Below are 20,264 nucleotides of genomic sequence, written 5' to 3' on the forward strand. Positions count from 1 at the left end.
ATAGCGAATTTCCAAAAGGGCTCTAACAATTATTTACAAATTTTTTAGGCAACTCAAAAAAATCATTATTAGAAATAGAAAAAGTTGGAAATTCAAATGGACCATTAGGAGTCCACCTATTATCAAATCCTACTATTTTATGGTCGGAATTATCATTCCATAAAACTACCAACGGAATACTGTCTTTTTCCTTTCCAAATGATATTTTTATATTTACAAACTCTCTTCCGTTTACAGATACATAACAAACACTTTGCTCCACTCCACTCAACACTTTAAGCAATGCATCTATTTTTTGATATTCATTCATTGATATATAAACATTATTAAAATTCCGTGTTCTCATGCCTATAATAGATATAAAATCTTCGGCGATCATGGGCCCGGTACCCTGAAGAAATACTGGAAGTATCAATCCTGCTGCAACAGGAGATAATATTAAAAATAATGATCTTTTATAATTATCTTTAGGTATTTTATCAACTGCTGCAATAGAAAAAAATCCAACCATGAAAAAATAAACCGACAATGAAATACTATAATTATTTACTCTTTCTACATATAAACTAATAAAAATAATAGAAAAAACTAAAATAGATCCAATAAAATACCAATAAACCCAACTCTTTGTATTTGGTATTATGTTAGATTTATCTAAATTACTCGCATTCAAAATTTTCTTCATGAAAAAATTTATTAGCATGTATAACCAAAGACTTGATGCCATTCCGTAAAGAACGAGAAGCGTATAAAAAAAACACTAACAATGCCCAGAATAATAAATATAGGTACATTTATTTGCGTTAAAAATGATGATAGATTTCTAATATGAATTTGATAATAAAATAACACTACATATCCAGGAATTGACAGCAATAGAACAGGTGTAATCAATGGAACAAAAAATAAGAATATTTTTTTTAGGTTTATTTTTTTTCCATTTGGATTTTCTGAAATACTCATACCTTAATATTCCTTCTTATTGTAAGATGATTAATATAATATAGTATCTTATTTCCAATATCACAGCAATAATTTTCATTATAGATAAAGAAAATTCGTGTACAGAATGGATTTTTGAGGATTCTAAACGCAATTCGAACAAAAAACGAAATTCCATCACATGAAAGTGAATAAACTAAGAGCCTGAATCAGAAAGCGGTTTGATTGATTTTTCGCAGAACTCTGCGGATATGGGCAATCATCAACCACGCGTGGGATGACGAGATTGTTGCCTCGACATCCTTCGTGAGGCGACGGCAACGTCCGAGCCATGCAAAGCTACGCTCCACGATCCAGCGTTTGGGCAAGACGACGAAGCCTTCGGCCCGATCGCTACGTTTGACGATCTCGATCGTCCATCGGCCGAGTTCAGCCAGCGCACCACGCAACTTCTCGCCAGCATATCCCCCGTCACCGATCAGATGGCGAAGCCAAGGGAATAATGAGCGTATTCTGGTCGCTACCAGCGGCGCACCGTCACGATCCTGAATGTCGGCGGGATGCACGGCAGCCGCCACGACATGACCCAGCGTGTCGGTCGTGATATGCCGCTTGCGTCCCCTGATCTTCTTGCCCGCGTCATAACCGCGTGGACCGCCGTTTTCAGCAGTTTTAACCGACTGGCTGTCAATAATGCCTACCGAAGGCGTGGCGTCTCGCCCGTCCTGCTCACGCGACAGGATCACGAGAATATGGTTAATGGCTTCCCATCTTCCCTCGCGGATCCAACGGTAGAAATAGCCCTGTACGGTCGTGAAGGCCGGAAAGTGCCGGGGCAACTGCCGCCATTGGCAGCCGGTCGTGACGATATAGAGGATCGCCTCCATGACCCGGCGCAAATCCGTACGTCGTGGTCTGCCCAGCCGTTTCTTCTCGGGCATCAGCGGCGCAATCAGCGCCCACTCCGCATCGCGCAGGTCGCTTGCATATTCCAGGTCGTCCCGGCGATACTGCGCTCGGGTGATTTCAGTCCAGGCCATCTTGATCTCATCAGGTTCTCGCAAACCCATGAATCATAACCTGCTGAAATCACTCAACTCATTTTCGGTCAGACACTAAGAATGTCCTAGTCACAAAATTTTTCGGAATAACTATAAATATCCAGTTTGCGAGCGATTATCCTCGCCGCAGACTAGCTCATCAAGAGGCGGCTTATCGCCCTTCAAAACCATTTGGACTGCCAATATGGCACCGTGATATCTAACACAACGACCATACTTTTCATCTGAGATTTTTCATCTGAGATAAGGCGAAAGCAGTCATAACAGTTTGAAAAATTAATTCTTTGGAAGAACTTTTGAGAGAAAAGCCACAAGTCCATCAATCTCCGTCTCCGCAAACACCTGCACACCGTGGGTGCGGAGGAGGGCTGTGGTGACGCCGGTGCCGGGGTGTTTTTGGCCCTGAAAGGTGCCGTCATAGATGTGGGTGCTGCCGCAGGAGGGGCTGGCGTCGGTCAGGATGGCGAATTTGCAATCGTGTTCCTGCGCCAAAGCCAGTGCGATTTTGGCACCGGTGATGAACTGGTCTGTCACATCCGCTCCGGTTGTATCCTGCACGCGGGCGGTGCTGGCCAGCACGTCGGGGCCGGAGTGGCCTTGGGTGATTTCAGCCGGGGGGCGTGGGGTGCTGAAGCCTGCAGCGACTTCCGGGCAGATGATGACAAGTTGCCCCGCCTTGTGCCATGCGCTCAAAGCCGGATGTAAAACGGGCTTTGCGGAGCCGTTATAACGGACGGGACGGCCAAGCAGGCAGGCGCTGATCAGAATTTTTGGGAGTGTCACGGACCGTCCTTCCTGCGTGCTGGGGATGCCCTTTGTTTTAGGGCAGAAACGGATGCGGTGTTACCCTGTTTCATGCGCTTTTTGTCCCCTTTATTGCAGGCCGCGCGGTCACAATTCCCCCCATGGTCTTGAAATTGCCCAGAATACCCTGGACTAAAGGGGTAAGTGCGCGGATGCGTACGCGTGACAAACAGACACTTCAGGGATGGTTATGGAACATCAGGTTAATTCATTATGGAGCCAGCTTAATGCCTGGCTACCGACAGTATTAAGCTACACCGGGCAGGTTATTCTGGCTCTTATTGTGCTTCTGGTTGGCTGGAAGATTATCAACATGGTCATCCGCGCCATGGGCCGGATGATGGCGGCAAGCCATATTGAACCGACATTGCAGGGCTTTCTGCTGAGCGTTGCGGGCCTGCTGATGAAGGCTCTGCTGCTGATCAGCGTGGCCTCCATGGTGGGGATTGCCACAACATCGTTCGTCGCCGTTCTGGGGGCGGCCGGTCTGGCCGTGGGCATGGCGTTGCAGGGTAGCCTTGCGAACTTTGCCGGTGGCGTGCTGATCCTGCTGTTCCGCCCCTTCAAGGTGGGGGATTCCATTGTGGCCGGTGGCAGCGCAGGCACCGTGGAATCTATCGAAATGTTCCGCACTGTTCTGCGGGATGCCAAAAACGATCTGATTTATGTGCCCAATGGCACGCTTTCCAACAACATTGTGGTCAACAGCTCTCAGTCTGACATGTTGCAGGCCTCTGTTACGCTGCTGATTGACTATAACGACGATATCGACAAAGCCCGCGCCCTGCTGCTTGGTGCTGTGCAAAATGATGAGCTGGTTCTGAAAAACCCCGGCCCGTCCGTCGGTTTCCTGCCGCAGCCTGCTAACATTGCAGTGACACTCAGCTTCTGGTGTGCGCCGGGTAACGTCACGCCGCTGACGGGTAAATATTCTGAAACGGCCATTCAGGTTCTCAAACAGAACGGCTACCGTCTGGGCACCACCACCCGCGCGGCTCCGGCTAACTGAACGCGGGATACAGGCAGGTCTGAGCGCCACACATCGGCAAACGGACCTGTTATTGGTTAGCGTTTTGAGCACAGTCTTCTTTTTTACAGAGAAGGCCGCGTTTTTTTATGGCGTAAACGCTTAGGAAAAACAGCTCTCTTGGGGCGTGAGCGTTTTGTAGTCTGGCACGGTTGCGAGGGCCAGAAGGGCATCCAGATCGATATGGGCTTCCAGATGGTCTGCCAGCCTGTCGAGCGCCTGTTCTACGACGGTATCGTGATGCTCCGGCAGGCTGGCCTCATACCAGATCCCACCGGGGCAGAACGCAGCCCCGCCTGCGCGGGCCAGCAGGGCCATGCGGGCCGCGCGGTGGCCGAACACGCCGTGCAGATACGTGCCGTAAACCTGCCCGCTGGCGGCGATGGCCCCCTCCCCGTCCCCGTTCAGAACCAGTAACGGGCGGGCGCGGTCCGGGCCGGTGGTGCGGCCAATGTGCATTTCATAACCGGACACCGGGGCTTGTGTGCCTGCAACGGTGCCGGATGTGTCTTCCAGATGTTTATCGTCACTCAGCACTGTTTCCACGGCCAGCAGGCCGAGGCCGGGGGCTGCGCCGGATGGGCCTTCCGTGCCGTGTGGGTCTGCCACAGTCTGGCCCAGCATCTGATAGCCGCCGCACAGGCCCATCACATGGCCGCCTCGGGCCAGATGGGCGGTGAGATCCTCCGCCCAGCCTTCCGCCCGGAAAGTCGCGAGGTCCGCCAAGGTGCCTTTGGAACCGGGAAGCAAAACAAGATCACACTCCGGCAGGCGTTGCCCACGTTGCACGGGGAGAATTTGCACGCCCGGTTCTGCACACAGCGGGTCCAGATCATCAAAATTCGCAATAAGTGGCAGAAGGGGAATGGCAATGCGTAAAGGGCGCTGCGCGTTATCATCCCCGTTATGCACAGAGATGTACACAGGGGGCGTGGTGCGGCGGGCTGTCAGATTGGTCAGCAAATCGGCGGCGTCTTCTGCGGGCAGAGTGCGGACAGCGGGCAGGTCCGGCACAAGGCCGAGGGCTGTCCAGCCGGTGCGCTGGACGATGAAGTCCATGCCATCATAAAACAATGAGATATCACCGCGCATTCTGTTGACGATGAAGCCTTTGATGCGGGCCGCGTCCTCCGGTGGCAGCACAACCTGTGTGCCGACCAGACTGGCGATGACGCCGCCGCGATCAATATCACCCACCAGAACCACGGGGGCGTTGACGGCTTCTGCAAAGCCCATATTGGCAATATCGCGGGCGCGTAAGTTGATTTCCGATGCGGAGCCAGCACCTTCCACCAGAACGAGGTCCGCCTGTTCGGCAAGGCGCTGAAAACTTTCGACCACAACGGGAAGAAGGGTGTCTTTGCGTTTCTGATAATCCCGCGCGCCAAGGCTGTTCCGCACCTGACCGCGCACGACCAGTTGTGCTCCGGTCTCGCCCTGGGGTTTGAGCAGGACCGGGTTCATGTCCACTGTGGGACGCACACCGCAGGCCCGCGCCTGCAACGCCTGTGCGCGGCCTATTTCCCCGCCCTCTGCGGTAACAGCGGCATTATTGGACATGTTTTGCGGTTTGAAGGGCCGCACCCGCAGGCCGCGCCGGGTAAAGGCCCGCGCCAGACCTGCCACCAGAGTTGATTTCCCGACACTTGAGCCTGTTCCCTGCACCATGAGAACGCGTGCGCTCAAAACTCCACTCCCTGCTGGGCCCGAACGCCGTTTTTGAAATGGTGTTTGACCAACGTCATTTCCGTCACCAGATCCGCGGCCTCGATGAGTTCCGGTTTAGCGTTGCGGCCTGTCACGATCACATGCTGGCCCTCGGGCCGGGCCGCAAAAGCTGCCAGAACTTCAGGGAGCGGCAGGTAATCATACCGCAGGGCGATATTGAGTTCATCCAGCACCACAAGGGCGACATCCGGGTTAGAGAGGGCCTCCTTCGCCACGGCCCATGCCTGCTGGCAGGCGGCAATATCCCGCGCGCGGTCCTGTGTTTCCCACGTAAAACCCTCGCCCAGAGCATGGAATTCCACAAGGCCCTCAAACCGGTCCAGCGCCCGGCGTTCACCCGTATCCCACGCGCCTTTGATAAACTGCACCACCACCACGCGGCGGCCATAGCCGACCGTGCGCAGGGCCAGCCCGAAGGCGGCGGTCGATTTGCCTTTACCTGGCCCGGTATGGACCATGAGCAAACCTTTTTCGATCTGCTTGCCCGCGACTTCCTGATCCTGCACGGCCTTGCGCTTTTGCATTTTCTCGCGATGGCGGGCGGCTTCACTTTCCGGAGAGGACGGCGCGGCAGAGGTCATGTGAGGGTTTGTCCTGTATCAGTTTTGGGAAAAGTGAGGCTGACATCAGCCGGTGTGCGGCGGGCATCACGCGGCCAGAGGGGCACGACGGGAGCCAGAGCCGGTTCATCAGCCCCGACCTCTGGCGTAAGCCCGGCAGGTCCGTTGACCATAAAGAGACGCGCAAAGCCCTGCGGCATGGAAGGAGCCAGCAAGGCGGGGGGCGTACCAGCCGCCAGCGCGCTCAGCACCCGCAGGGGGCCGCCGTGGGACAGCACACAGGCAGGGGTTCCGGCCTGCTGCACATCCTGCCAGAAGGCCAGAACGCGGCGACAGAGGGCACGACCGCTCTCCCCGCCCGGTGGCACAAAGCCCTCCGGGTCCGCAGCCCATGCGTCCAGCAGGCCGCGATCAATATCCTGCCAGGGCTGACCTTCCCATTCCCCAAAATCCATTTCTGCCAGCCGGGGGTCGATTCGTAAGTCCATCCCTGTGGAAGCGGCCAGTTTACGCGCCATCTGCTGGCAGCGTTCTGCGGGGGAGCTGTAGAGCACCCGGCAGACTGCGCCCTGTGCCAGCACAGCCAGCCCGGACGTGACCCGTTCCCACCCCGGGCGCAGGGCGACATCCTGCCGCCCGTAACACACGCCCTCCGGCACCATAACGGGTGCGTGGCGCACTAATAAAACAGGGAAAGACTGCGCCATTTTTCTCTCCTCAGCCAGAAGCGGCCGGTCTTTATAACCCCTGCCCTGACACCTCTGCTGTTGTAAACCACGCTTTTCAACGCAGCACCGTCCCGCCCGGCTCCGTGCATTTCACGAAGACCCGGTATGAGACCAGCCAGAATGTGGGGGCGAGGCCGGATGACCACAAGCCAGCACATGGAAAAATGAACCCGACACAGCGCCTCTGCGCCCACCGCATGGGCCGAGGTCCGTGCCGTCTCCTGCCCGCAGGTGCGCAAGTGGGGCATCTGCCCCCGTTTCCACCACTGTTGCATAATGGAATTCATGCCCGCGCAGTGTGGTGCCCGCCTGCCCCAGCACGGACGGTGCCAGCAGCGTAGCCTCCCGATAGCCCAGATTGAGCTTGCGCCGCGCAAAGGAGGTGACGTGGCCCAGCAGGCCCGTCATGCGGTGGCGGGTGCCCTGCGCATCTTCCAGCGCCTCACCCAGCACCATGAAGCCCCCGCACTCCCCATGCACCGGGCGCGTTTGTGCAAAGCTGGCCAGCCCATCCCGGAAATGCTCTGCCGCCGCCAGTCGGCCTGCATGCAGTTCCGGGTAGCCACCGGGCAGCCAGCACACATCGCAGGACGGGTCTGGCGCTTCATTCGCCAGTGGTGAGAACGGCACCAGCTCCGCACCGGCCTGCCGCCAGAACAGCGCCAGATGCCCATAGAGGAAGGAGAACGCGGCATCATCCGCGAGAGCGATACGCTGGCCGGGAGGTGGGAGAGCGCCGGGGGGGAGCGCCTGAATAGGAGCCGAACTGGAGCCTTGTAAGATGGCTGAGTTTAGGGGGGTAAACTGACTATTCGGAGCCTGTAAGAGCGTATCGGGCAACAGGTTTTCTGGCAGAGGTCTGGCCGTAGCGAGGATGGCGTCGAGGTTGAGTTCGCGCTCGGCCTTGTCGGCCAGGTCTTCCAGCCAGTCGGTCAGGCCGTCATGCTCCCGCGCCTGCACAAGCCCCAGATGACGCTCCGGCAGCGGCGTGCCGGGCTGGCGGAGCAATGTGCCACAGACGGGCAGACCTGCGGCCTCAATGGCCCCTTCCGTCAGTCTGGCATGGCGCGGGGACGCCACGCGGTTGAGCACCACGCCCGCCACCTGCACATCCGGCTGCCATGTGGCAAAGCCATGCGCCACCGCACCCACCGTCTGGCCCTGACCGGACACATCGAGCACCAGCAGCACGGGGATGTTGAAGCGGGCGGCAATGTCAGATGGTGACCCGCGTGCGCCATTGGGGGCGACTAATCCGTCAAACAGGCCCATGGCGGATTCCACCACCACGAGATCCACATCCTGCCGGGCGGCCTCCAGTGTTGCGGCCAGCAGGGCCGGGTTCATGCACCAGCTATCCAGATTGAGGCCGGGGCGACCCGTGAGGGCGGCATGGAAGGCGGGGTCAATATAGTCCGGGCCGGTCTTGGCAGCCCCCACCCGGATACCCCGCCGCCGGAAGGCCGCCAGCAGGGCCAGCGTAACCGTGGTTTTCCCGCCGCCGGACCGGGGTGCTGCCACCATGATAGCACGTGCGCTCATGCCCGTTCTCCGCTTTCCAGAACCTGCGCGACGCTGTTGCCGCGCGGGTGCCACAGGCCACGCTGCCAGACATCAGCAAAGCGGGCGCGCATGGCCTCCCGCGCTGCCGGGTTTTCCCGCTGGAGGAAGGCATCACACGCCTCATTCCCCAGTGTGGCGGCAAAAACCATGTCAAACTGCTGGTCAAACCGCTGGGGCAGCGTGGCGGCAAACCCATGCAGGGCGTCCAGCCCGCGGGCCAGTTCCGCAGCACCTGCGTAGCCATGCTGTTGCATGCCCTCAATCCAGCGCGGGTTGGCCAGCCGCCCACGCACAATGCGCGCCACTTCCTGCGCGGTGGCGCGCAGGCGGGGCCTGTCCGGGCGCGAGGTATCCCCATGCCACAGGGCTGGACTGGCCCCGAGGGTTGCTGCCGCTGCGGCCAGACCGCCTTCATGCGCGGCGTTTTCCGGGCTTTCCAGCATGTCCGTTTCCGCGTGGTCCTGCACATGCAGCACGGCATCCGCCTGCCCCAGCAGGGTGGCGAGTGCGTCGGCGTCCTGCCCGCCGTCTCGCCCGCCGCCGTAAGTCCATGCGGAGCCTTCCAGCCAGGCTTTGCCCAGAGCGGCCTGATCCGCCCATGTGCCGGTTTGCAAAGCCTCTTCCACCCCGGTGCCGTAGGAGCCTGACGCTGCGCCAAAAATGCGGGCAGTGGCGCGAGTGCGGGCCTCACCGTCCAGACCTTTGGCGCTGGCGGCCAGAGGGTTCCATTCCGGCGGCTCTCGCCGATTGGCGACGGCGCTGACAACCTGATCAAACAGGGCAATCTGATCCGGAAAGGCATCGCGGAACAGGCCGGAGATGCGCAGCGTCACATCCACGCGGGGGCGATTGAGCACGGGCAGCGGGATGACTTCAAAGCCTGTGACGTGCCCGGTGCCTTCAGCCCGTTTGATCTCCACACCCATCAGGCGGAGGGCAAGGGCCATGTCCTCGCCGCCCGTGCGCAGGCTGGCTGAACCCCACAGGTCCATGACCAGACGGGTCAGCGGTTCACCCTGTTCCTGCAAATGCCGTGTGAGCAAAAGCTTTTCCATTTTTTCTGCCAGAATCATAGCGGAGGGCGTGGGCAGTGCGCGCGGGTCCAGCGTGAACAGGTTGCGCCCGCTGGGCAGCACATCCAGCCGCCCGCGTGTGGGGGCTCCGGCGGGACCGGGTGTGACAAACCGGCCAGCGAGGGCGGCCAGAAGCGCCTGTGCTTCCGCCGGGCCGCTCTGGAGAATGCGGTTTGTAATTTCTTCTTTCAACGCTGTCTGTTTTTCAGAGGGCTGCGCGTCGTTCTGGACACTCCCATCCTGAGACCTGCATGCCTGAAAAATAGCCTGTGCGAGCGTGTCGGCCTTCGGCGCGTTCTGGCCGAACACGTGCAGGCCGTCCCGGATTTGCAGATCTTTTACGTCACACAAATAGGCGTCCAGACGGGCCAGCGCTTCGGCCTCATCGTCCTCACCGGGGCGGACGCCGCTTTCTGAAAGGACGCCTGTGCGGGATGCTTTTTCCAGAATATCCTTACGGAGCAGCGCACCCCGGCGCGGGTCCAGACCGTCGGCCTCGGCATATTCGTCAATCAGCCGTTCCAGCGCCTGCATATCTGGGGAAAGGTCTGCCTGCATGACCGGGGGCGTCATGTGCCCGATGGTAACAGCGCCCAGCCGGCGTCTGGCTGTGGCAGCCTCGCCCGGATTATTGACGATAAACGGGTAGATAACCGGCAGATCCCCCGTCAGCACGGCAGGCGCGCAGGAGGCGGACAGAGCGGCGGCCTTACCGGGCAGCCATTCCAGCGTGCCGTGGGTGCCCAGATGCACCAGCGCATCCAGCCGCCGCACACTGCGCAACCAGAGATAGAACGCAACATAGGCGTGGCAGGATGGGCTGTCCGGGTCATGATACAGGGCTTTGCGGTCGGCCTGCCGCCCCCGGTCCGGTTGCACGGCCAGTGTCAGATGGCCCAGTTCTATTGCTCGCAGGTGAAATGTGCCGTCCTGCACACACGGGTCCTCTTCCGGCTCTCCCCATGCCTGTGTAACGGAAGCCATAAATGCAGCATCCAGCCCGGCTGCGAGAGCGCGATAAGTGGCGACGCAAAACAGAGGCCGAGGGGCACTTTGCGCCAGCATGGCCGCGAGCTGTTCCGGTTGCGGCAGAGGTGCTGCACCCGTCTGATACCCCTCCGCCCGCAGCAGGGTGAGGATGGAAGCCAGACTGGCGAACCCATCCAGCCCGACAGCGTGAGCCACATGCCCGGTTTCCTGCGTGAGCCCTGCCCCCGGATAATCGGACAGGATGATGCCCACTCGTTTTTGCTCGGGTGCCAGATACCGCAAACGTGCCCATGCCAGCGCGCGGTCTGCCGTCTGGCGGATGCCGGGCAGATACGGCACGCGAGCGGCGGGCAGACCCGGCGGGGCTTCTGCGCGGAAGGAAATGGGGAGGGTTGCAACAGACCCATCGAGTTCCGGCAGCACCGCCTGCATGGCGAGATCCGACCGGGAGAGACCGCGCGGGCTGCGTTCCCACACGGCCTGTGTGGCCCCCGGTTGCAGCAGTTGCAGAATGGGCACATCCGCCCCGGTGAGGGGGGAGTCCCCTTGCGGGTTTCTGGAGGAAAACAGCGTGGCGTTGAGCAGGATATCCGGTTGAGACCGCCTCAGCGCCTCTGCAACCCCTTTGGCGACGACTGGATCTTTGAGCGAGGTGACAAACAGCATCTCCACCGTGCAGCCCTGCGCCGCGAGGGTTTCGGCCAGCAGATCCAGTGCGGCGATATCCCCTACCATCAGATGCGCGCGGTAAAATACCAGCGTGGCCCGCATGACACGGCCTGACGGCAGGCGGGTGGCCTCCCGATCAATCCCGTCTGCGGCTGTGGCTTTTACAACCGGAACGCCTGTCACGGTGCGATAGAGGCCCCATTGCGGCAAAGGCTCTGGCTGCGCGCTCTCATCCGGGCGTTGTCCGGCGAGACAAGCCATCAGGCGCAGGGCGTTCACCATATTGCGGGTTCCACCATGCTGAAAAAATCCGTTTAGGCGATTACGGATTTCTTCAGGAACGGTGGAGAGGGCCGCCAGACGGGTATCATCCTGCATGGGGAGAGAGGCATTGGTTCCCTGCCGCATGGCCTCACCGGGCAGGAGGGCCAATGGCACCTTATGCTCCCGGCACCATGCGGCCAGTTCCTCCGCGCCATAGCGCCAGTAATCCAGACCACCCAGCAGACGCACCACCACACAGCGGGCCTGCGCCAGAGTGGTTTCCAGATACAGATCCACCGACATGGGGTGGCGCAACCGGGCCAGACTGGTGACCTGAAGGGACGGCGGTGCCCCCTCTGCCCCGTGTTCGGCCTTCAGCCGCTCCTGCGCGTGGAGCAGGCCGAGCAGGTCGCTCTCCGTAAAGGAGAGGACCACCAGATCCGCAGGCGGCAGGCCGAGGTCTTCGGCCTCATCCTGCTCATCAAGCGTCCTGCTTTCCCGAACAAGGAGGTGCATAAGGGCGGTCCTGCCTGTTTAACCGGCGGTGGTTGCGGCGGCATCTGCCGCGAGGGCTGCCGTAATGGCGGCCTCATCCAGCCCCTTCTGACCGATGACCACAATGCGGCCCGTGCGGGCGTCCTGTGGGGTCAGCAGGCGGTCAAACTCATGCCGGAAGCGCGTGCCCACGCCCTGCACGGCCAGACGCATGGGTTTGCCCTGCACGGTGGCAAAGCCTTTCATGCGCAGCACGTCATACCGGGCGGCGACATCCTGCAAGAGTGTCAGGAACCGTTCGACGGAAAGCTGTTCGGGCACGGTGACGACGAAGCTTTCAAAATCATCATGCTCATGCTCGCCATCTTCCGCATCATGGTGGGACGGACGGGCCTGAAGATCAGCTTCCGCTTCCGCACCGAGGCCCAGCAGCACGGCGGGGTCCACCTTGCCATCCTGCGCACGGATAATCCGCACGGGGCGCGGACAGAGCTTTTTGATTTCCGCTTCCACGGCGTCCAACTGGGCAGCGTCCAGCAGATCGGTCTTGTTGAGAACAATCAGGTCCGCCGCGTTGAGCTGGTCTTCAAACACTTCGGCCAGAGGATTGTCATGATCCAGTGAGGGATCGGCCTCACGCTGTTTGGCCACCGCTTCCGGGTCATCCGCAAAGCGACCGGAGGCCACGGCGGGGGCGTCCAGCACCGTAATCACGCCATCCACCGTCATGCGGCTGCGCACCGTCGGCCAGCCGAAGGCTTTGAGCAGCGGTTTGGGCAGCGCGAGGCCGGAGGTTTCAATCACCACATGTTCCGGCGGGTCGGCGCGGTCCAGCAGGGCTTCCATTGTCGGCAGGAAATCATCCGCCACGGTGCAGCACAGGCAGCCATTGGTGAGTTCGACAATATCGTCCTCCCGGCAGCCTTCCACGCCGCAGCCGCGCAGGATTTCTCCATCAATGCCCAGAGAGCCGAATTCATTCACCACCACGGCAATGCGGTGGCCCTGCGCTTTTTGCAGAATGTGCCGCAGGAGCGTGGTTTTTCCGGCCCCGAGGAAGCCGGTGATGATGGTTACGGGAACGCGGGCGGGTAAACCGGTCATGACGGCTCCTGTTCGGCTGCGGGCACACGGCCCAGAATCATATCAGAGAGTGAGGCCGGGCGGCGGGACGGCATGACCGTGCCCTTTGCCGAGGCGGCGTAAAGTTTTGCGTAAGCCAGCAGATCTTCCGCTTTTTCCGGGCCGAGATGGCCGAGCAGCCATGTCCAGCGGCCCGGCATGGCAATGGCCGCCGTGCAGCCCCGGTCACACGCTGCCAGACAGGCAACCGGGCGCAGAGTGATGGGTTGCGGGCTGGCATCCAGCACCGTTTGCAGGCGGTCCAGCAATTGTGCGCCCGGAGGGGTCTCCATGGCGGGACCACCGCGACGGCACGTGGTGCAGACATGCAGCACCGGGCCTTCTGCCGCGGCAGCAGGGGATGTGGGGGGAGAGGCGGAGTGCGTAACAGACGCAGGCATAAAATTTTCCCGATCAGGCACCATTCCCTGCGGAACGGCACTTAAACGGAGTGCACAACCGGTGCTCCTGCCAAGGCAGAAGTGATGCGCGGCGCGGCGCACCCTCGCCTTCCGGGCACCCCGCCGGACACGACACCTCAGACAACCGCACGCCCCGATGGGCTTGCGGATGATGGCAGGTCTCCTGGCTTGTGTCGTGCAGGGTCTGCACGGGGGTTAACCATGCAGTCTGCGGGTCTGCCTGCCTTCCCGGCCCGGTGGGGGCCGGTGGCATGGACCTGCCCGGTTGAGGGGGCAGGCCCACAGCGGACCATGCAATCACTTACAGTTGCGGGGGCAGCGACGGCCTTGCAGCCGAAGCTGCGCACCGTTCTTCCCTTTTCATCCCTTGCGGGACACCATCATGCGGCTGAGCATCGCATAACCGGGGTATTTTTCAAGTCATGAGCGGACCGCGTTCCGCACACACCTGTTCCGCCGCCTCTTCATCCTCATGCTCGCCCAGATGCGCGGGGAAGGCATTACCGCTAAGCAGAATGACCAGCATGGAGAGCGCACAGACGCCAAGCGCCACCGGCACCAGAACGCTGACCCCATACACCGCCAGCAATTGCCCGCCGAGTGCGGAACCAAGCAGAATGCCGAGGTTACTGGTGCTGTTGATGGCCGCCCCGGCCGTATCCGCCGTGGTGGCACGGGCGCGAATGGCGCCGGACATCATGAACGGAATGATGGACGCATAGCCCGCGCACCACAGAGCCGCGACACCCACGCCACCCCACGCAGGCATAAACTGGCCGCCCAGCAGCCCAATCCCCAGCGAAATAGCAGCCCCCGATGCCAGCACCCCCACACGTGGCCAGCGGTCCACCATAAGGCCGGACGCCCACAGGCCGGACAGGCTGAACACCCCGATAAACAGCAGCGCGACACTGACGGAGGTTTCCGGCAGGCCATGCGCCATCAGCAGCGGGGCGATGTAGGTGTACACCACGTTATGCCCGACAAAAAACAGCGCATTGGCCGAGATTACCCACGCAAAAGCCCGGACAGACTCACGCGGCACCTTATACGGGCCGGACGGACGCCCGGCGGGTTTGATGACCGGCGGCAGACAAACCGCAATCAGCACCGTCAGGACCGCAGCCAGACCCGCCACGACCATAAGGGCCACGCGCCAGCCCGCCAGCTGACTGATGGCCGCCGTTCCCGGCACGCCCAGCACGCCCCCCATGGAAGACCCGCCAAACACAAAAGAGATGGCCCGCCCGGTCAGTTTTTTAGGAACCAGATGGGCCGCATAGGCGGACACCATGGACATGAGCAGCGCATGCGCGCCGCCGCCAATCGCGCGGCCAAAACACACGATGCCAAAGGTGGGCGCGAAGGCTGAAATCAGGTTGGAGACCACATACCCCGAAAGGGCGATAAGCAGCAGACGTTTGCGCTCGACGCGCGCGGTCAGCACCGTCAGCGGGACAGCGGCCACCGTGACAATCAGCGCATAGGCGCTGACAGCAAGCCCGGCGCGGCCTGTGCTGATGTTAAAAGCGCGCGCCATATCCAGCAGAAGCCCAACGGGAGCAAGCTCACTGGTGATAGCCGTAAAGGTTGCCGCGCACAGCGCGACAAGGCCGATCCGTGTTGAAACAGAAAGCGTGCTGAACACTGTTTTCACCCTTGCTCAAAGTGTTCGTCAAAGGGCGGTGTCCATATCGTATTTTTTCTAAAAATCTTCCCCTAAAAAACCGCTGCAACAATTCGTGAACAGGAGAGTGAAGCTGGCGGGTTTTACGAAACCCGCCCCTGCTCAGATCGGCCACGCCAGCAGCCGCGGAAAAGCTGGGGAAATGCCCCACAGGCCGCATGCCGGAGGGCGCACCTGCCCCATGCCAGCCACCGGGTGGGAAGAAAGACAATTTTGTGACGGGAGGGGGGAAGACGGGAGGAAGAGGGCAACCGGGCAGTCCCCTGCCCTCTTCCCAACCCGAATCAGGGGCCGGACCTTAAAGAATGGTCCGGCCTGTCTTGAGGTTACCTTATTTGCCTTTGGCCAGTGGATTGACCACCGGGGTATCTTTCCGCAGGCTTTTGACCAGTTCCGGCGTCACCTGATGGTCGCCGGTGCCGAATGTGGCCGTGATGTAGTTTGTCAGGGCCGCAATTTCCGCATCGCTCAGACGCTGGACGTTGGACTGACCATCAAAGCCCGGCATGAAGGCATGTTCCGTGCCTGCCGTGCGATCCACCCCTTTGAGGATGGTCATGATCAGGTTGCCCGGACGCCCGGCCCCCACTGTGGAGTTGTTGAACAGCGACGGCACGTAATGGTCCTTCGTGCCAGCGCCATCATGCCCGTGGCAGGCGGAACAGTTGGCATCATAGATATGCGGGCCATCCATTTCCGCCAGATCATCAATCCGCTGCGGGCCTTTGGTGCGGATGTCGGGCATTTCTGCTGCCTTACCGGCAGCGTCACGCGCGGTATGGTCGGCATCATCATCCATCGGCGCGACCTTCAGGATAAAGGCGGCCAGCGCGTGCAGGTCCGCATCCGTCAGGTGGCTGGTGCTGTGCTCCACGGCCTCGGCCATGGGGCCAGCAGCCTGAGCGCGACCGGCCACATGCCCGCTGCGCAGGTAGGCCACCAGATCATCCTCGCTCCAGTCACCAATACCGCCGGTTTTGCTGGAGGTGACGTTGGGGGCATACCATGTGCCGAGTGACCCGCCCGCCAGATAATGGTCCTGCTTTTCACTCAGCATGAAGTTACGCGGGGTGTGGCAGGTGCCGCAATGTTCCAGCGCATTGGCCAGATAGCGGCCACGACGCAGCGTGTCATACGTGCTGGAATCACCCGTTTCCGGCGTTTCCTTACTGGCGACAAAGTTCCACGCCATCATGGCTGAACGGAGGCTGGCCGGGAAAGAGAGATTTGTCTCCTCCGGGGATTCCGCCACAGGTTTGACCACGTGCATGAACCAAGCATACAGGGCTTTTACGTCCTGATCCGTCATGCCGGCGTAAGACACATACGGCATGACCGGATACAGGTAAGACCCGTCCTTGCGCACGCCATGACGGAGCGCGTTTTCAAAGTCGGCTTCCGTATAAGACCCAATACCGTGCTGCGGGTCCGGCGTGATGTTGGTGGCAACCACATCACCCATCGGGGTGGCGATTTTCAGGCCGCCTGCAAAGGGTTTTCCGCCCGGTTTGGTATGACAGGCCACGCAGTCTGCCGCGGTGGCGAGATACGCACCACGCGCCAGTTCTGCATCCGCACTTTCCGGCTGGGCCGCGGCATTTGTGCCGGAAGCCGGGGCCATGGCGGCCCCGGTTGCTGCGGACTGGCTGTTTGCAGGCGTTGCAGCCTCCCCGGCGGGAGCCGGGGTCTGAGAGGTTGGGCTGTGGTCAGATGTTTTGGCATCGGACCCGGCGGCAGGCTTGCCCTCTTCCGCCACAGGTGCGGGTACCGTGGGCTGAGCGGGCGCAGGCTGTGCGGCAGGCTTGTCGGCAGGTTTATCCGCAGACTGAGCCAGCGCGGCCGGAGACAGAGCAACCGGAGCAAGAGCCACGCCAGCGAGGGCTGTTCCGGCAACGAGTGCGGAACAGAGGAGAGTTCTGAAATCAGCCATGAAGCAGTTCTTTTTTCAGCGTATCTGCAACACGCAGCGCCAGCGCTGCGACCGTAAGAGTGATGTTGCCCGTGCCCACGGTTGAGAAAACTGAGGAACTGGCAATGAAGAGGTTCTCATGGTCATGCGTCCGGCAATGGCCGTCCACCACGGAATCCTTGGGGTCCGTACCCATGATGGTGCTGCCGGAGGGATGGTCCTGCGGGAAGTAGCCGGGGGTCCATTCCTCATCCGTGCCGTGCATCAGGCCGATCAGCTCCTTGAACACCTTGCGGGTGTGTTCACAGCTTTTCACGGTGTATTCCGGCAGTTTGTAATACACGTCCGGGTGCGGAATGCCGAGAATGTCCTTGTTGGTCTTGCTCAGCGTCAGGCGGTTATCCGGGTCGGGCAGCGCCTCGTTATGGCTGAACAGACGCACGGTGTGGGAGGACAGATACCGGATCTGCTCTTCCAGCTCCCGCCCGACATAGCCTTTGGAAATGGCCATCTGGGTGGCGAAATCAACCTGATTGTCATCCACCATATGCACCAGATACGCGCCGCGCTCATTCCGCCAGTCACCATCACGGAAGTTATCGATCACGTTCGTCTCCAGCGGGCCACGGCCCGGCCAGAGGGCTTTATCGCCACTAATGAACGTCACCTGCACGCCGGTATGGTCCATCATGTTCCGCCCGACATGGCCGGAACTGTTGGCCACACCGTCCGGGCTCTGCTCATCAGCGGAGACCAGCAGCAGTTTGGCGGTTTCAATACAATGCGCGGCAATCACAAAGTATTTGCCGGTTACGCGGTGTGAGTTTTTGTCCGGGTCATAATACTGGACGCCGGTCACGCGCTTGTTCGCGCTGTCACGCTCGATTTTATAGACCACAGCGTTGGGGATGAACTTCGCCCCGGCAGCCTCGGCATGGTACACGGAATAGCTGCCGTTATACATCGCCCCGATGGGGCAGATGGGCATGCAGTTATTGTGGCCTTCACACGTCGGGCGGCTGTCATACGGGCGGGTGTTACGGGCCTGCGGCTCATGCACAACGCGCCAGGGCGTCTTCTCGTCAATCAGCTTGCGGAACTGCTGCGCGGCGTAGGAAATGGGCAGCGCTTCCATCGGGTACGGCTGCTTGCGCGGAGAGCCGAGGTCTTCCTTGGCCGGGTCCGGCCCGCAGACGCCCATCATCACTTCCGCCTGATAATAGAACGGTTCCAGGTCTTCATATTTCAAAGCCCAGTCACGCCCCTGCCCGTAGCGGGTTTTCAGCTCAAAGTCGGACGGCAGGTAACGCCATGCGCACCCGGCCCAGTGCCATGTGGTGCCGCCCATCATACGCAGGTACACCTGCTGATACGCTTCCGCATTCGGGCCGGAGGTGTGCAGGTAATCGTTCGGGGTGATCTGGTTTGGCGGATGTCTGGCCCACGGCACAGCCGGGAATGGTCCCTGATAAGAGGGCTTGTTTTCCAGATTACGGAAGTTTTCTACAAAATGCTGGCGGTCCACACGGGGGCCTGCTTCCAGCACAATGACGGAAATTCCGGCACGCGCGAGTTCATTAGCAATGGAAGACCCGGCAACACCGGACCCGACAATGACAACATCGGCGGAAAGAGTCTGTTCAGAAGGCATACGGCTGATATTCCCGCTCTCAGGTCGGTTCTACGACGAATTTAGAGGGTGAAAGGGCTGGATGCCCTGTGGGACGGTCGACTTCCGGCGGCTGGGTGGTCCAGTAGAACGGGCCGCCTGTGGCGTAGGTCTTGGGGTAAATGGCGTCCTTCGTGATGTCGAACATCAGGGCGGAGCGATAAACCACCACCTTGCCGTCCGCCACACCGCGATACCAGCCGGTCATAATATCGTGGATGACATCCTTCAGAGCCGGGTCCGCCTTCTCTGCCGCCGCGGCAAATGCGGAGGCACTGGTGAACTGCCCGGAGCCCATCAGATCATGCAATTTGCTGATCTGCGCCTGCCGGTCGGCACTGCTCTGCACAATTCCTGCATAGATGGCATTCCCGATACGCAGATCCAGCGTGGGCCGATCTGTCAGCAAACGAGAGACCGCCATGAACTGCGTGGCCACAGGGTCCGCGCCAGATGCGGGGCTGGGTTGCGTTTCCTCCGCACCGGCAATGCCACTGGCAACACCATACGTAACGGCAGCGCCCATGCCCGTCATCAGCATATCGCGCCGGGACATCCGCATCAGTCTTGCCATTCTCATAGCATTGGGCGAGACATTTTGCAGATTGACAGGCACGCAGGGCCAGTCTTTCTTCATGGTCAGTCCTTTTCCACAGGTTTGTACATAACCGGGCAGACCATCGGCCCAGATGAGCCATGGTCCTTTTTGTTATTTCATCAGGGGTAAAGTCTATAATGACGTACCCGGCAGGCGTCCAGCCTGAAATTCCCGCCTTTCCGGATTTCCTCAAAATGATATTTATTCTCAAATAGAATACATATTATTGCCATTTTTGCAGGCGCATTGTTTTCTGTTCAGAATGTTTTGACCGCCTGCACAGGGTTATTCTGGCCATGACGCCCTCCAAGCCCCCGACTGCGGTTCTGATTGCCTTCCCCGGCCGGGCTGATGAGCCTCACACTTTTCTGAATATTACAAAGACGTAGCCCGTATTGACCGGCCTGAGCCGTCTGTTATATTGCTACCAATATATTTTACATGTCAAATATTCCCACCCTAACAAAATAGAGGTTTCTGGTGACCCAGCACGGCCTGCCGGCTCTGGATGATTCCGCGTTCAGTTCCATGGCGCTCACCTTCCGCGTCATGCGGCTGGCGGCGGTGTGGCGCACGCGGCTGGAACGCGCCCTGCGTCCGCACGGCATGACCGTGGCTGTCATGCGGCCTCTGGCGTATCTGATGATGACGCCCGAAGGCACCACCCTGCGGGATCTGGCTCTGGTGATGGACACGGACTGCTCCGCCCTGGTGCGGGTGCTGGACCTTCTGGAAAAGGAAGGTCTGCTCTCACGCACGCCGGACGCGCAGGACCGCCGCGCCAAATGTCTGAGCCTGACCGCAGCGGGGCGGGAAAAATGCGCTCTGTTCCACAAGGTTGCAGGAGAAGTCGAACACAGCATGAAACAGGGCATGACCGCGCAGGATACGCAGGGCCTTCTGGCCCGCATGGATGCCCTTCTGACCACCGCCCACTCTCTGCCCTCTTAAGG

16 protein-coding genes and 1 riboswitch are annotated in these 20,264 nt (G+C 59.8%); of the genes, 2 read left to right on the forward strand and 14 right to left on the reverse strand.

Annotated elements, in window-relative coordinates; all coding sequences use genetic code 11:
- Window positions 1–22 precede the first annotated feature (22 nt).
- The 3 genes from AD928_RS14810 to AD928_RS09470 all read right to left on the reverse strand — a co-directional run bounded on the left by AD928_RS14810 (window position 23) and on the right by AD928_RS09470 (window position 2,786).
- Complete coding sequence (locus tag AD928_RS14810) at window positions 23–685, reverse strand: hypothetical protein (protein WP_156470171.1); 663 nt, start codon at window positions 683–685, stop codon at window positions 23–25.
- Window positions 686–1,151: 466 nt separating this feature from the next.
- On the reverse strand, window positions 1,152–1,982 hold the full coding sequence (locus AD928_RS09465) for an IS5-like element IS1032 family transposase (protein ID WP_062250199.1): 831 nt from the start codon (window positions 1,980–1,982) through the stop codon (window positions 1,152–1,154).
- Between the two features lie 297 nt (window positions 1,983–2,279).
- A complete protein-coding gene (locus tag AD928_RS09470) occupies window positions 2,280–2,786 on the reverse strand; it encodes a 2-thiouracil desulfurase family protein (RefSeq protein WP_062250093.1) in 507 nt (168 codons plus the stop codon).
- A 205-nt stretch (window positions 2,787–2,991) separates the two neighbouring features.
- On the opposite strand from AD928_RS09470, the gene AD928_RS09475 reads away from it, so the two are divergent.
- On the forward strand, window positions 2,992–3,816 hold the full coding sequence (locus AD928_RS09475; RefSeq protein WP_197461360.1) for a mechanosensitive ion channel family protein: 825 nt from the start codon (window positions 2,992–2,994) through the stop codon (window positions 3,814–3,816).
- A gap of 120 nt (window positions 3,817–3,936) precedes the next feature.
- Here AD928_RS09475 and AD928_RS09480 read toward each other — a convergent pair whose 3' ends face one another.
- The 11 genes from AD928_RS09480 to AD928_RS09530 all read right to left on the reverse strand — a co-directional run bounded on the left by AD928_RS09480 (window position 3,937) and on the right by AD928_RS09530 (window position 19,350).
- Window positions 3,937–5,502 (reverse strand): cobyric acid synthase, encoded by a 1,566-nt coding sequence (locus tag AD928_RS09480; RefSeq protein ID WP_062250095.1) that lies wholly within the window; start codon window positions 5,500–5,502, stop codon window positions 3,937–3,939.
- 14 nt (window positions 5,503–5,516) lie between these two features.
- Window positions 5,517–6,143 carry a cob(I)yrinic acid a,c-diamide adenosyltransferase gene (cobO, locus tag AD928_RS09485; protein WP_062250096.1) on the reverse strand — a complete coding sequence of 209 codons (627 nt, stop codon included), beginning with the start codon at window positions 6,141–6,143 and terminating at the stop codon, window positions 5,517–5,519.
- Window positions 6,140–6,829 (reverse strand): histidine phosphatase family protein, encoded by a 690-nt coding sequence (locus AD928_RS09490; protein WP_082779361.1) that lies wholly within the window; start codon window positions 6,827–6,829, stop codon window positions 6,140–6,142. Before AD928_RS09490 ends, cobO begins: the two co-directional genes overlap by 4 nt.
- Window positions 6,830–6,940: 111 nt before the next feature.
- Complete coding sequence (locus AD928_RS09495; protein ID WP_062250098.1) at window positions 6,941–8,392, reverse strand: cobyrinic acid a,c-diamide synthase CobB; 1,452 nt, start codon at window positions 8,390–8,392, stop codon at window positions 6,941–6,943.
- The gene (gene cobN, locus AD928_RS09500; protein ID WP_062250101.1) at window positions 8,389–11,925 is read right to left on the reverse strand and encodes a cobaltochelatase subunit CobN; all 3,537 of its coding nucleotides are present in this window, start codon (window positions 11,923–11,925) and stop codon (window positions 8,389–8,391) included. Before cobN ends, AD928_RS09495 begins: the two co-directional genes overlap by 4 nt.
- A gap of 18 nt (window positions 11,926–11,943) precedes the next feature.
- On the reverse strand, window positions 11,944–13,008 hold the full coding sequence (gene cobW / locus AD928_RS09505) for a cobalamin biosynthesis protein CobW (protein WP_062143794.1): 1,065 nt from the start codon (window positions 13,006–13,008) through the stop codon (window positions 11,944–11,946).
- Window positions 13,005–13,427, reverse strand: a complete 423-nt coding sequence (locus AD928_RS09510) for a DUF1636 family protein (protein WP_062250201.1) — start codon at window positions 13,425–13,427, stop codon at window positions 13,005–13,007. The genes cobW and AD928_RS09510 overlap by 4 nt, the downstream gene beginning before the upstream one ends.
- Before the next feature lie 157 nt (window positions 13,428–13,584).
- A riboswitch (cobalamin riboswitch) is annotated at window positions 13,585–13,845 on the reverse strand.
- A gap of 18 nt (window positions 13,846–13,863) precedes the next feature.
- Window positions 13,864–15,096, reverse strand: a complete 1,233-nt coding sequence (locus AD928_RS09515) for an MFS transporter (RefSeq protein WP_062250103.1) — start codon at window positions 15,094–15,096, stop codon at window positions 13,864–13,866.
- 370 nt (window positions 15,097–15,466) lie between these two features.
- Window positions 15,467–16,756 (reverse strand): c-type cytochrome, encoded by a 1,290-nt coding sequence (locus AD928_RS09520; protein WP_062250203.1) that lies wholly within the window; start codon window positions 16,754–16,756, stop codon window positions 15,467–15,469.
- A gap of 301 nt (window positions 16,757–17,057) precedes the next feature.
- Window positions 17,058–18,695 (reverse strand): GMC family oxidoreductase, encoded by a 1,638-nt coding sequence (locus AD928_RS09525; RefSeq protein ID WP_062250105.1) that lies wholly within the window; start codon window positions 18,693–18,695, stop codon window positions 17,058–17,060.
- Window positions 18,696–18,714: 19 nt separating this feature from the next.
- Window positions 18,715–19,350: a sorbitol dehydrogenase family protein gene (locus tag AD928_RS09530; protein WP_062250107.1), complete on the reverse strand. Its 636-nt coding sequence runs from the start codon at window positions 19,348–19,350 to the stop codon at window positions 18,715–18,717.
- 489 nt (window positions 19,351–19,839) lie between these two features.
- On the opposite strand from AD928_RS09530, the gene AD928_RS09535 reads away from it, so the two are divergent.
- Window positions 19,840–20,262 carry a MarR family winged helix-turn-helix transcriptional regulator gene (locus AD928_RS09535; protein WP_062250205.1) on the forward strand — a complete coding sequence of 141 codons (423 nt, stop codon included), beginning with the start codon at window positions 19,840–19,842 and terminating at the stop codon, window positions 20,260–20,262.
- Window positions 20,263–20,264: the final 2 nt, after the last annotated feature.

This window comes from Acetobacter cerevisiae (genome assembly GCF_001580535.1).
GTDB lineage: Bacteria > Pseudomonadota > Alphaproteobacteria > Acetobacterales > Acetobacteraceae > Acetobacter > Acetobacter cerevisiae.

What these genes read in the sequence shown, in the direction of transcription:
- AD928_RS09495 (WP_062250098.1), bottom strand. Translation starts at nt 8,392, where the DNA reads ATGAGCGCACGTGCTATCATGGTGGCAGCACCCCGGTCCGGCGGCGGG.
- AD928_RS14810 (WP_156470171.1), bottom strand. Translation starts at nt 685, where the DNA reads ATGAAGAAAATTTTGAATGCGAGTAATTTAGATAAATCTAACATAATA.
- AD928_RS09465 (WP_062250199.1), bottom strand. Translation starts at nt 1,982, where the DNA reads ATGGCCTGGACTGAAATCACCCGAGCGCAGTATCGCCGGGACGACCTG.
- AD928_RS09475 (WP_197461360.1), top strand. Translation starts at nt 2,992, where the DNA reads ATGGTTATGGAACATCAGGTTAATTCATTATGGAGCCAGCTTAATGCC.
- AD928_RS09520 (WP_062250203.1), bottom strand. Translation starts at nt 16,756, where the DNA reads ATGGCCCCGGCTTCCGGCACAAATGCCGCGGCCCAGCCGGAAAGTGCG.
- cobN (WP_062250101.1), bottom strand. Translation starts at nt 11,925, where the DNA reads ATGCACCTCCTTGTTCGGGAAAGCAGGACGCTTGATGAGCAGGATGAG.
- AD928_RS09480 (WP_062250095.1), bottom strand. Translation starts at nt 5,502, where the DNA reads ATGGTGCAGGGAACAGGCTCAAGTGTCGGGAAATCAACTCTGGTGGCA.
- AD928_RS09535 (WP_062250205.1), top strand. Translation starts at nt 19,840, where the DNA reads ATGGCGCTCACCTTCCGCGTCATGCGGCTGGCGGCGGTGTGGCGCACG.
- cobO (WP_062250096.1), bottom strand. Translation starts at nt 6,143, where the DNA reads ATGACCTCTGCCGCGCCGTCCTCTCCGGAAAGTGAAGCCGCCCGCCAT.
- AD928_RS09525 (WP_062250105.1), bottom strand. Translation starts at nt 18,695, where the DNA reads ATGCCTTCTGAACAGACTCTTTCCGCCGATGTTGTCATTGTCGGGTCC.
- AD928_RS09530 (WP_062250107.1), bottom strand. Translation starts at nt 19,350, where the DNA reads ATGAAGAAAGACTGGCCCTGCGTGCCTGTCAATCTGCAAAATGTCTCG.
- cobW (WP_062143794.1), bottom strand. Translation starts at nt 13,008, where the DNA reads ATGACCGGTTTACCCGCCCGCGTTCCCGTAACCATCATCACCGGCTTC.
- AD928_RS09510 (WP_062250201.1), bottom strand. Translation starts at nt 13,427, where the DNA reads ATGCCTGCGTCTGTTACGCACTCCGCCTCTCCCCCCACATCCCCTGCT.
- AD928_RS09490 (WP_082779361.1), bottom strand. Translation starts at nt 6,829, where the DNA reads ATGGCGCAGTCTTTCCCTGTTTTATTAGTGCGCCACGCACCCGTTATG.